9 protein-coding genes are annotated in these 11,902 nt (G+C 65.2%); 2 read left to right on the plus strand and 7 right to left on the minus strand.

The features are described 5' to 3' along the window. Positions 1-101 precede the first annotated feature (101 nt). The 5 genes from HZR81_RS16910 to HZR81_RS16930 all read right to left on the minus strand — a co-directional run bounded on the left by HZR81_RS16910 (position 102) and on the right by HZR81_RS16930 (position 7,999). The gene (locus HZR81_RS16910) at positions 102-1,739 is read right to left on the minus strand and encodes a diguanylate cyclase (RefSeq protein WP_500128781.1); all 1,638 of its coding nucleotides are present in this window, start codon (positions 1,737-1,739) and stop codon (positions 102-104) included. After that, entirely contained in the window at positions 1,732-2,118 is a 387-nt protein-coding gene (locus HZR81_RS16915; protein ID WP_500128782.1) for a response regulator, read from the minus strand. The genes HZR81_RS16910 and HZR81_RS16915 overlap by 8 nt, the downstream gene beginning before the upstream one ends. Continuing rightward, the gene (locus tag HZR81_RS16920) at positions 2,118-4,529 is read right to left on the minus strand and encodes a PAS domain S-box protein (protein WP_500128783.1); all 2,412 of its coding nucleotides are present in this window, start codon (positions 4,527-4,529) and stop codon (positions 2,118-2,120) included. Before HZR81_RS16920 ends, HZR81_RS16915 begins: the two co-directional genes overlap by 1 nt. A 75-nt stretch (positions 4,530-4,604) precedes the next feature. Then, a complete protein-coding gene (locus HZR81_RS16925; protein WP_063540303.1) occupies positions 4,605-4,991 on the minus strand; it encodes a response regulator in 387 nt (128 codons plus the stop codon). Between the two features lie 50 nt (positions 4,992-5,041). After that, a complete protein-coding gene (locus tag HZR81_RS16930) occupies positions 5,042-7,999 on the minus strand; it encodes a PAS domain S-box protein (protein ID WP_500128784.1) in 2,958 nt (985 codons plus the stop codon). A gap of 316 nt (positions 8,000-8,315) precedes the next feature. Here HZR81_RS16930 and desA point away from each other — a divergent pair, with 316 nt between their 5' ends. Together desA and HZR81_RS16940 are read left to right on the plus strand one after the other, a co-directional pair. Then, the gene (gene desA, locus HZR81_RS16935) at positions 8,316-9,506 is read left to right on the plus strand and encodes a delta-9 fatty acid desaturase DesA (RefSeq protein WP_500128785.1); all 1,191 of its coding nucleotides are present in this window, start codon (positions 8,316-8,318) and stop codon (positions 9,504-9,506) included. Positions 9,507-9,630: 124 nt separating this feature from the next. After that, complete coding sequence (locus HZR81_RS16940) at positions 9,631-10,629, plus strand: sensor domain-containing diguanylate cyclase (RefSeq protein ID WP_253751359.1); 999 nt, start codon at positions 9,631-9,633, stop codon at positions 10,627-10,629. A 48-nt stretch (positions 10,630-10,677) separates the two neighbouring features. Here the strand turns inward: HZR81_RS16940 and HZR81_RS16945 are convergent, their stop codons facing one another. After that, positions 10,678-11,058: a hypothetical protein gene (locus HZR81_RS16945; RefSeq protein WP_125867609.1), complete on the minus strand. Its 381-nt coding sequence runs from the start codon at positions 11,056-11,058 to the stop codon at positions 10,678-10,680. A gap of 80 nt (positions 11,059-11,138) precedes the next feature. Next, the gene (locus tag HZR81_RS16950) at positions 11,139-11,738 is read right to left on the minus strand and encodes a lytic murein transglycosylase (protein WP_125867610.1); all 600 of its coding nucleotides are present in this window, start codon (positions 11,736-11,738) and stop codon (positions 11,139-11,141) included. Between the last annotated feature and the right edge of the window lie 164 nt (positions 11,739-11,902).

Genomic DNA, 11,902 nt, shown 5'->3' on the forward strand with positions numbered 1-11,902 from the left:
AGAATCCCCAGTTGCCTCGCTACCGCGTGGTCACCGGGATGAACTCAGTGTAGTCAGACCTGCACGAACCACAGCGGTTCGCCGCCGAAAGGGCCGGGCGCTCAGCGCTGGGCGATCTGCACCTGGTTGCGGCCGTTGTGCTTGGCCACGTACAGCGCCTGGTCGGCATGCTCGAGCAGCAGGCCGGAGGCGCTGTGGCCGTCGGTCTCGCAGATGCCGGCACTGAAGGTCACGCGGAACTCCTGGTCGCCGGCATTGAAGCTCAGCGCAGCGAAGCGCACGCGGATTTCGTCGAAAATGCGTCGGGCCTGCAGGGCCGAGCATTCGGGCAACACGGCGACGAACTCCTCGCCCCCGTAGCGGCCGAGGCTGTCGATACGCCGCAAGCGCTGGCGTAGCAGGTTGGCCAGGGCGCGGATGACGTTGTCGCCGGCGGCGTGCCCGTAGGTGTCGTTGATCTGCTTGAAATGGTCGAGGTCGAGCATCACCACGCTGGCGGGTTTTCCGGTGCGGGTGGTGCGCTGCACTTCCAACGCCAGCTGTTCCTTGATATCGGCGTGCTTTAGCAGGCCGGTCAGGCTGTCGCGGGCCAGCGCCGTACTCAGCGAGCGCGCACGCTGGGCGTGGGAATACACCGCGGCCACCAGCGCGGTATCGCTGATCGGCTTGGTGATGAAATCGTCGCCGGCCTTGAGCAGCGCCGCCATCTGCCGGTGGGTATCGGTCTCGGCGGAAAGGTAGATGATGGTCACCCGCAACCATTCGTCATGCAGGCGGATCATCTGCGCCAGTTCCGGCCCGGAGCAGTCCGGCATGTTGACGTCCAGCAGCAACACCTCGGGGTTGAAGCTGCGCATGGTCTCCAGCACGCGGGTCGGTTCGGTAAGGATCTGCACCTGCATCTGCGCGTTGCGCAGCACCAGGCTGTAGCGTGCGGCCAGCTCGGCGTCGTCATCGACGATCAGCACGCGGAAGGGTTCGCCCTGCTGCCGATCGAGGCAGCGCTCCAGGCTGTTCTCCAGCTGGGTGATATCCAGCGGGCGGACGAAGAAGCCCTGGGCGCCGGCACGCACCGCGGCCAGCTGGCTGGCGAAATCGGCCCGGTCATGGATGACCAGCAGCGGCAGTGGCTGCTCGAGGCCTTGCTGCAGAGCGGCGAGCGCGTCGAAATCGCTGTCCTGCTGCACGCTGACGATCAGCGCGTCGGGCAGTTCATCGGCCACGGCCGCTTGCAGTGCGGCGAAGTTGGGCCACTGGCTGACCAGATAACCGAAGTTGCGCAGGGTCACCGCCATGCTGGCGCCCGCGACCGGATCGGCCTTCATCAGGTAGATGCGACAGCCGGGTGCAGGCTCCTCGTGGTGCTCCGGCAGTTCCGCCGCGCCGTCGCGTTCCTGGCCAGGGGTTTCGCCGGCCAACTGCAGCACCGCGCGGGCGAAGGCCTCGGCGGCGCGGCTGCCCGGCTTGGCCGAATCCAGCCAGCGGTCAGCCCGCTGCTCCAACTGCCTGGCGCGCTCCCCGAGCTTGGCGAAGCCGAAGGTGCCGGCGGCGCCGGCCAGCCGATGCAGGCGCTCGCGGATGCTCAGCATCACCAGCCGGCGGCTGGCGGTGGCACGGGTCTGCTGCAGATCCTGGGTGAGCGTGGCGAGGTCGGTCAGGTCGGCCAGCAGGCGCTCGCCGAACTGCTGTTCCAGCTGCGCCAGCTGCTCTTGCAGCGCCAGGCGGGTGCGATCATCCATGCTCGGCCTCCCAGATCTGCCGCAACTGGGTGGCAAGTTGCAGCAGGTCGAAGGGCTTGCCCAGCACCTGGCGCACGCCGAGCTGGCGCAGCTCCTGCAGCCGTTCGGGCTGCAGGTGGCCGGTGAGAAACACCACGGGCGTCTGCTGCAGATCGACCAGATCGGCCAGTTGGCGAACCAGCTCGATGCCGTCCATCTGCGGCAGCATCACATCGAGCAGGATCAGGTCCGGAGCGAAGCCCTGCACCTGGTCGAGCGCGGCCTGGCCTGACTGACAGCTGAGCACTTCGAAGCCGCCGAGCTTTTCCAGGGCGATGCGCGTCACTACCTGGATGGACGGTACGTCTTCGACGTGCAGGATGCGCTTGAGCTGTTTCATCACGGGCTCTCCTTGGCCTGGTCTTGTGCGGGTAGTTCGAACCAGAAGCAGGCGCCCTGGCCGGGCTCGGATTCGAAGCCGATCTGCCCGCCCATGTGCTCTATCAGCTCCTTGCTGATCGCCAGGCCCAGCCCGGTTCCGCCTTGCTGGCGGCTGTCGGACGAGTCTGCCTGGGCGAACTTCTGGAATACCCGCGCACGAAATTCATCGGAAATTCCCGGGCCCTGGTCTCGGACGCTGACCCGAACCTTGCCGTCACTGACCCGCGCCGACAGATCGACCCGTTCTCCGGCAGGGGAAAACTTCGCTGCATTGGACAGCAGGTTGCTCAATACCTGCTGCAGGCGCATAGCATCGACCGTCACGCTCACTGCCGGGCAGGCGCCGAGGTGCAGCTGCACGCCATGCCGTTCGGCATAGCTGCCGTTGCTGCGCAGGGCCAGCTCCAGCTGCGGCTGCAGCGGTTGTTCGAGCATGTCGAAGCGCATCTTGCCGGCGTGCAGCTTGTCCATGTCCAGCAGGTCGTCGATCAGGGCGCTCAGGCGCTGGCTGTTCTGCTGGGCGATCTCCAGCAGTTCGTGCATCGACTCGGGCACTTCGCCCATGACGTTCGAGCAGATCAGCGCCAGCGCGCCGGTGATGGACGTCAGCGGCGTGCGCAGCTCATGACTGACGGTGGAGATGAACTCGCGCTGCAGGCGTTCGATGCGCTTGCGTTCGGTGATGTCGTGCAACACGACGACCGCGCCCATTCGCTGGCCATCGGAGGTGTACAGCGGGTCGGCGTTGGACAGTACGTGCCGCGGTGCGCCATTGCTCAGCAGCACCATCTCGTGGTCGATGACGTGCTCGCCATTGAGGGCGCGGCGCAGCGGAATCTCTTCGGGTTCCAGCGGGGTAACGCCATCGGCGCGGTACAACCGGTAATGGCGGGCCCATTCGCTCGGCGATAACGGGGCGACATCGGCGCCATGCCACTGCTTGGCCTTCTCGTTGAACAGGGTCAGATTGCCTTCGGCATCGCAGGCGATCACCGCTTCACTCAGCGCCTCGAGCAGGCGCCGGTTCATCTCCTGCTGTTTGTCCAGCTCCAGCTGCTCGGCCTTGCGCGCGGTGATATCGGTAACGAAGCCGTGCCAGAGCACCGAGCCGTCGACCTGCTGCAGCGGGGTTGCCCGCGCCTCGACCCAGATCAGCCCCTTGTGCGGGTGCTCGACACGGTGCTCGCTGTGCCAGGGCGTGAGTTCACGAGCCGCCTGGCGGATGCTGAGCAACAGGGCGCTGCGGTCGGGGCCGTGGACCCGGCCGACGATCGGCGCAAAGCTGCTGGCCAGCTGCGCCGGGCTGAGCCCGTAGATCTGCTCGACCCCTTCACTGACATAGGGAAAGCACGCCGGTCCATCGGCGCGCCAATGGAACTGGAAGAGCATGCCCGGGACCTGCGCGGCGATCTGCTGCAGGCGCAGTTGCAACTGCTCCTGATAGGCCAGGTCGTAGGCATTGACCAGGTAGCCGCGCAGGTGCTCCTGCTCGTCATGGATCGCGGTCACGCCCAGCAGCACCGGCACCTCGTTGCCGTTCTGGTGACGCAGGCGCCATTCGGACATGTCGCGCCGGCCGCGGTGCAGCGGCGCGGTCAGTACCGAGAAATCGGCCTCGAGCGGCATCTGCAATTCGCTGGAAAGCAACAGCGCCCGGCGCTGCAGCGCTTCCGGACGGAACAGCGCGGCGGTCAGCGGATGGCCGACCAGCGCCTGTTCGCTGTAGCCGAGCAGCCGTTCGGCGGTCGGGTTGACGCTGGTGACGACACCGTCGGGGCGGGTCACCAGCACGGCGCTGGAGGCGCTGTCGAGGATGGCCTGTTGCAGTGCCGCCTGTTCGGCGTGGCGGTGCGCCAGCAGCTGCTGTTCGAACAGGCGGATCACCTGGCGGCCGAGGCGCTCCAGGATTTCGCGTTGCTCGGCACTGAGGCGACGTGGCTGGCGGTCGATCACGCACAGGGTGCCAAGGTTGTAGCCGTCCGGCGTGGTCAGTGGCGTGCCGGCGTAGAAGCGGATATGCGGGTCGCCGAGCACCAGCGGGTTGTTGCTAAAACGCGGGTCCTGCAGCGTATCCGGTACCTCGAAGATCTCCTCGCCGGCGATGGTGTAGGTGCAGAAGGAGATTTCCCGCGGGGTCTCGCTGACGTCGAGGCCGACGCGGCTCTTGAACCACTGGCGGCGATCGTCGACCAGTGAAATCAGCGCGATGGGCGTGTCGCAGATCTGTGAGGCCAGTTTGGTGAAGTCGTCGAAGACCGAGTCTTCCGGCGTATCGAGGATTTCGTAGCGCAGTAACGCCGCCAGGCGTGACAGCTCGCGCGGCTGGACGGTGGATGGCATCGGCGTCGTGCTTTGTTGCGGTGACTCCATCGTCGCGCCTTGCTGGTTCGGTGGGGGGCGTCCGGGTCGGCAGCGTTTCACGACCGGGGGATTAAGCAGTTCTGCCTAGTATCGGCCACTCAGCCAGATGCTGCGAATCTGCTCGGCCAGCTGCATCGGGTCGAACGGCTTGACGATCACGTCGCGCGCGCCCAGCTTGCGCAGGTGTTCGATCTCGCTCGGCTGCACCTTGGCGGTCATGAATGTTACCGGAATCCGCTCCAGGTCGATTCGCTCGCGCAGCCTGAGCAGCGTCTGCGGGCCGTCCATGCCGGGCATCATCACGTCAAGCAGGATGAAGTCGGGGGCGAAGGCTTCGACTTCCTCCAGCGCCTGGGCACCGGAGGAGCAGGACAGCACCTCGTAGCCGCCGATGGCTTCCAGCGCCAGTTTGGTCACCGCCTGGATCGACGGATCGTCTTCGATGTGCAGGATGCGCCTGAGCTCGGCCATTGTGCCTCCAGAAGATTGCGTACGCGTCCGCGCTCACGGAAGCATCAGGGTTAATCTTGCACCGCCGGTGCGATCGGCAGTTCGCACCAGAAACAGGCGCCTTCGCCCGGCTCGGAATCGAAGCCGATCCGGCCGTGCATGTGTTCGATCAGCTCCTTGCTGATGGCCAGACCAAGGCCGGTACCGTCCTTCTGACGGCTGTCGGAAGAGTCGGCCTGGGAGAATTTCTGGAAGATCCGCGTGTGGAATTCGGGGGCGATGCCCGGGCCCTGGTCGCGCACCCAGATTCGCACCCAGGCGCCGCGGCACTCGCTGCCGAGCGAGACGCTGCCGCCCGGCGGCGAGAATTTGACCGCATTGGAGATGAGGTTGGCCAGTACCTGCTGCAACCGGTCGTCGTCTGCCACCAGTTCTACGTCGGGCGCCTGCTGCAGAATCAGAGTGACGTCGTGCTTGGCGGCGTAGCCCTGGTTGGCGGCGATCGCCTGCTGCAGCTGCGCGGGCACTGCGAGGGCGCGCAGGTCAAGGGTCATCTTGCCGGCGACCAGTTTGTCCATGTCCAGCAGGTCGTCCACCAGGCGGCCCAGGCGCAGGCTGTTCTGATGGGCGATGCTGAGCATCTGGCGCATGTTCGGCGCCGTCTCACCCAGCGCGCCGCCGACGATCAGGCCGAGCGCGCCGGAAATGGAGGTCAGCGGTGTGCGCAGTTCGTGGCTGACGATGGATACCAGCTCGCTCTTCATCCGCTCGATGCGTTTGCGTTCGGTGATGTCGCGGACCAGGCCGATGAATTTGCATTCGCCGTGGTGGCTGATCTGCGAGACCCGCAGCTCAATGGTGAAGGTCTCGCCGGTGCGGCGCAGGGCGGTGAGCTCGCGGTTCTGTTCGAGTGCGCGCGAGGTGCCGCGGCGGGCGTAATGCTCCAGGTAGCCGTCGTGAGCGGAGCGGTCCGGTTCGGGCATGAGCATCGACAGGTTGCGACCGATCACTTCGGCACTGCTGTAGCCGAAGATCTGCTCGGCGGCGTGGTTGAAGGTCTCGATGATGCCGCGCGCGTCGATGATGATGATGGCGTCGATCACGTTGTCGATCAGCATGCTCAGGTAGCGTTCGCGCTCTTGCATCTCTTCCTTGGCCAGTGCCTGGTCGGTGACGTCCCAGATGAAACCGTCGCACCAGCCGACCGGGTCGTCGCGTTCGCGCAGTACGCGGGCCTTTTCGCGCACGTAGACGGTCCGGCCTTCGGCATTGATGAGCCGGTAGATGCCCTCGAAGGTGTCCTGCTCGGCGTGTTGCCGGGCCAGCTCGAGGTCGTCTGGGTGGATCAGGTTGGCGTAGCTGCGCATGCGGTCGCCAATGAAATCGCTGGCCGGGTAGCCGGTCAGGCGTTCGATGCCGTTGCTCAGATAGCTCATGCGCCGGCGGCCGTCGTTGCGGCAGCGGTAGACCACGCCCGGCAGGTTGCCGACCATGGCGCGGTAGCGGCTCTCGCTCTTCTGCAGCGCGCGGGTGGCTTCCATCAGTTCGGTGATCTCGGTGACGAAGCCGTGCCAGAGCACGGTGCCGTCAGGGCGACGTTCGGCGGTGGCACGTCCTTCCGCCCAGAGCAGGCCGCGTTGCGGATGCTGGATGCGGAATTCCACCGAGCCGGTCGTCGACTGCGCGGCCAGGCGCAGCAGCGCAGCTTTCAGCCGTGGCAAATCCTGCGGATGAACGTGCGCCAGCGCCTGGGCAGCATCTACCAGTAGTCGCTGTGGGTCGATACCGTAGAGGTCACGTGCGCCCTCGCTGGCATAGAGGAAGGCATAGCGGCCGTTGGCGAACCGCTTGAGCTGGAACACCACGCCGGGCAGCAGGCTGGCGATTTTCTGCGCGCGATCGAGCAGGCGCTGGCGGCGGCGGCCCTGCTGTTGCTGGCTGAACTGATGCTGCAGCTGCGCGCCGATGCGCCGTTGCAGCAGCACCGCCAGGGTCAGCAGCAGCGCCTCGGCGATCAGCCAGGCCAGACTCCATTTGAGCAACAGTCGGCGTTCGGCCTGCTGGTGCTCCTGCTGCATCGCGCTGATATCGCGCCAGACCAGTGCCGCCGCCAGTAGCGGCGTCGATGGCTGGGTCCGGCGTTCGCTGTGCAGGGGAATCTGGTTGAGCATATAGGTGCGACCGTCGGCACTCAGCAGGCGCAAGGCCAGGCCGATCTCCGGCTCGGGCAGCATGCCTTGCTGCGCCCAGTGCAGAATCTGCGTCGCCGAATGCTCGATCAGCAGCCAGTCGCCGTCGCTGCGCAGTTGCACGCCGCTGGGGGCTTCCACGTCGGCTGCCTGCAGTGCCTGGCGATTGACCATCAGCGCCAGTCCGGCGGCCAGCTGGTCGCCCAGCTCGGGCAGTTCCGGCAGCACGTTGTAGCCGACTTCCAGGGCGCCGATGATCTCGCCGGACTCGCTGTCGGTTGCACGCAACGGAACGATGGCACGACTGCTGGCGCCGAGCGCATTGACCTCCATGCCGTACTGCATGCTGCCTTCGCTTATCGCGCGGCGCAGCATTGGGCGTTGCGCCGCCATTGCGTCACCGAAGCGCTCCGGTTGCTGCATGCGCAGCAGGGCGACCCCGGCGTCGCTCCAGAAGATCTGCAACTGCAGTGCGCCGTGGCGTTGCATGGCGCTCCAGGCCGGGCTCAGCGCGGCACGCAGACGCTGGCGTGCCAGTTCGATGCGCGCATCGTCCATGGCCCTGCCATCGCGTAGCGCCGTATCGATCTGGCGTAACTGGCGCAGCACTTCGGCATTGCCAGCCAGCGCAGTGGCGACCATGTCGGCCTGACGCCGCTGATTGAGCTGCGCGCTCTGCAACGCGAGGCTCTGCAGTTCGCCGTGGGTGTCGATTTCCAGGTGCCAGGCGGCATCGCGCGCGCGGTAATCGTTGAACGCCAGGCTGCCGAACAGCAGCACCAGCAGCAGGCTGCCGAGCGCGAAGATCCAGTGGGGGGTGGTGATGCCGGCGTTCGTCATCGGCGGGCCGGCCAGTGGCGCGAGGTGCTGCGCTCGCTGTACGACGTTTGCATTAGCCGCAACTTTCCAGGGCAAAAAAGAAACAATGATAGCTCTATGCTAGTGCGGCCGGTAGCGTCTTTCGGGAACGCACGTCAGCCTTGCGCTACGTACCGAAGCGTAGCGATTGCAGCCGAATCTGGCTAAAAAATCACCAGCTTTTAGACGGTCGGTCGGGCCGTTTCCTAGACTCGCCGACGCCTGGTGTTAGGCTGAGGCCAGGTGAACGTCAGCGGAGGTCGTTGGCGCACCGTTCTGCAAGAGGCACCCCGTTATCATGTGGCACACCGGTTTACTCGACATTTCGGTCTGGCAACTCATCGCGACCACGCTGCTGCTGACTCACGTCACCATCGTCAGCGTCACGGTCTACCTGCATCGCTACTCGGCCCACCGCTCGCTGGAGTTGCACCCGGCGCTCAAACACTTCTTCCGTTTCTGGCTGTGGCTGACCACGGCGATGAATACCCGCGAGTGGACCGCCATCCACCGCAAGCACCACGCCAGATGCGAAACCCCGGATGATCCTCACAGCCCGGTGCACAAGGGGCTGCTGACCGTCGTGCGCAAGGGCGCCGAGCTGTACATGGCCGAGGCGAAGAACGGGGAGACCCTGCGCATCTACGGCAAGAACTGTCCGGACGACTGGATCGAGCGCAACCTCTACTCGCGCTTCCCCAACCTCGGCATCGTGCTGATGCTGGCCATCGACCTGGCCCTGTTCGGCGCCCTCGGCCTGACGGTGTGGGCGGTGCAGATGATCTGGATCCCGTTCTGGGCCGCCGGTGTGGTCAACGGTCTGGGTCACGCGGTCGGCTACCGCAACTTCGAATGCCGTGATGCCGCGACCAATCTCGTACCCTGGGGCATCCTCATCGGCGGCGAAGAGCTGCACAACAACCACCACACCTACCCGAACTCGGCCAAGCTCTCGGTGCGCAAGTGGGAGTTCGACATGGGCTGGGCCTGGATCCGTCTGTTCAGCATGCTTGGTCTGGCCAAGGTCAACCGTACCGCACCCATCGCCCATCGCGTCGAGGGCAAGCGGCATCTGGACATGGACAGCGCCATGGCGATCCTCAACAACCGCTTCCAGATCATGGCGCAGTATCGCCGGCTGGTGATCGTGCCGCTGGTTCGTCAGGAGCTGTCTCGCGCCGACGCCTCGCTGCGCCACCGGCTGCGCCGCGCCAAGCGCCTGCTGGCACGCGAACCGAGCCTGCTGCAGCAGGAGCAGCAGGCACATATCGAGGTCATGCTGGAGCAGAGCCAGGCGCTCAAGGTGATCTACGAGAAGCGTCTGGCGCTGCAGCAGATCTGGACGCGGACCAGTGCCAACGGCCACGACATGCTGGCGGCCATCAAGCAATGGGTACAGGAAGCCGAGGCCAGCGGCATCCAGTCGCTGCGTGAGTTCGCCGAGCATCTGCGGACCTATTCGCTGCGGCCATCCGTCGTCCCGGCATGACCTTCGATCGGCTCAAGCCCGGGGCGTAGCGGCGCCCGGAACTTTGCCTGCTGCAAGCTCTCTGAACAGCACTCTTACATTGCAGTACCGCCACCTGGGTGGCGGTCGTTTCAGGAAGAAGGCTATGCAGCTGGCGAGCAACCAGGGTGATTCGAGAATGAGCATGCTGCCGGGTAGTGATGCGCAGACGCTGCTGGCGTTGATGCACGCGCGCGCGGAGGCGGAGCGTCTGGGAGAGCGAGAGCAGTTGTTCAGCACGCTGCTGGGCGGCGTCAACGCGGTGCTCTGGGCATTCGACTGGCAGGCGCAGCGGATGATCTATGTCAGCCCGGCCTACGAGCGCATCTTCGGCCGCTCGCCAGCGCTGCTGCTGGCCGACTACGGTGAGTGGCGCAACGCGATCTACCCGGACGATGTCGAGTATGCGCAGAAGTCGATGCTTGCCGTGCTCGATGAGGGTGCCGTGGAGACCCGCGAGTACCGCATCATCCGCGGCGACGGTCAGCTGCGCTGGCTGAGCGATAAGTGTTTCCTCGGCCGCCGCGCCGAGCATGGCCACGGCCCGATCATCGTCGGCATCGCCGAGGACATCACCGAGAAGAAGCAGCTCGAAGGCGAACTGCAGCGTCTGGCCACGACCGACGTACTGACCCAGAGCAGCAACCGTCGCTACTTCTTCGAGTGCGCGCGAACCGAGTTCGAGCGTGCCCGGCAGTTCGCCTCGCCGCTGGCGTTTCTGCTGCTGGACATCGACGACTTCAAGCGCATCAACGATACCCACGGCCACCAGATGGGCGATCAGGTGCTGCAGAAGGTCGCCCGCTGTGGCGCTTCGGTCCTGCGCCAGAGCGACCTTTTCGGCCGTATCGGCGGTGAGGAGTTCGCCGCCTTGCTGCCCGGCTGCCAGCCGGACCTGGCCGAGCAGATCGCCGAGCGCCTGCAGCGCGAGATCGAACGCGTGGTGTTTACCGCCGAGAACGGCGAGCGTTTCCGCGTCACCGCCAGCCTGGGCCTGACCTACCTGAAAGCCAGCGATCCCGAGCTGAGCAGCGTGTTCGCCCGCGCCGACGCGGCGATGTACACCGCCAAGCGCCTGGGCAAGAACCAGGTGATCGTCGGCTAACTGCGGCTGGCTGGCCGGGCTGGCTTGCCCGCCCGGCGCGCTCTGCCGTCACTGGCCGAACTGCTGCCCAAGGCTCTCCATCTGCTGCTTGAACTCGGTGCATTTCGCCTGCCGCTCGGATGCGGGGACAGCCTTCCACTTCGCCTCGCTCTCCTTGACGCCGTCGGCAAAGGCCGAATCGAAAGTTGCCGGGTCCATTCCGGCGCGGGTCGCCTGGGTTTTCTGCTGCTCTCTATGCTCGGCAAGTTTCTCGTCGGTGTAGTCGTCGCAGACTTTAGCTGTCACATGCATGGCGCCACCAAACTTGGCCAGCTGCGCGTGCATGTTGGTCATCATCTGTTGATCCGACTCCTGCGCCTGAGTGATCGAGCTGATCAGCGTGAACGCTGCGGCGAGTGCCAGGGATGGCAGGTGGATGGCTGAAGACATGATTGCTCCTATGATCAGTACTTGTTTTTTCGGTGCGTGGCGAGGCCTCAGTGGTTTCGGCCTGTTGGTTGTGATTCGACTCAGCGAAGCATTCGGTGAATGGCGATGGCTGCCTCGATCGCCTGGTCGTTGGTGATGTACTCCATGCTCTCCACTTTCTGCAGGGCGATACCGGCAGCCGTCGCGGTGACGGTGACCCGGCCGACGACCACCTGAGGGCCGATGATCCCCAGCTGAGCGCTGGGGTCCATACGCTCGCTGACATCTACCACGAAGCCGCCGATGTCCTCGGCGCGGGCGTCGTCATGGACCATGCCCATTTTGCGAAGCATCTGTTCGTCCGAGGGTGTTTCGTCGACAGAGATGCCGATGGAAAGACCGCCACCTTTGACTTGCTGGGAGATATCCGCGTTCTGCATTTCCCGGGAAAGCCAGGAGCAACTGATGCCGTAGACCGTCACATTGTCGTAACGGCCACCATCGTCCTGATCCACTAGGGTCAGACCATCCAGAAGCGGCGTGAGTCGTGCCGCGATCCGTTCACATTTGGGCAGCTGCTCCAGCGTCGGAGCGGCATTAGCGGCCTTGGGAATGGATGCTGAGCCCTCTTCTTCGCTGCAGCCACTGGCTGCAAGGGCGAGCGACAGCAGCACGAACTGGACTGAACGGGGGATCGGCAAGAGGTGTTTCCTGACGGGGCACTGGGATGTGAGACCGTACCAACGGTCAAGCGAACCCCAAATGTAGACCAGATAGACAGGGCTTCAAGTCAGCGGGGGCCTGCCGACTTGCGGTATACGTCGTCGAAACGCACGTTGAGCCCGCCGCAGCGGCTGTTATCGGT

Origin of the sequence: Pseudomonas sp. LM13, from assembly GCF_041381355.1 — a bacterium.
In the GTDB taxonomy this organism is placed as follows: Bacteria; Pseudomonadota; Gammaproteobacteria; order Pseudomonadales; family Pseudomonadaceae; genus Stutzerimonas; species Stutzerimonas frequens.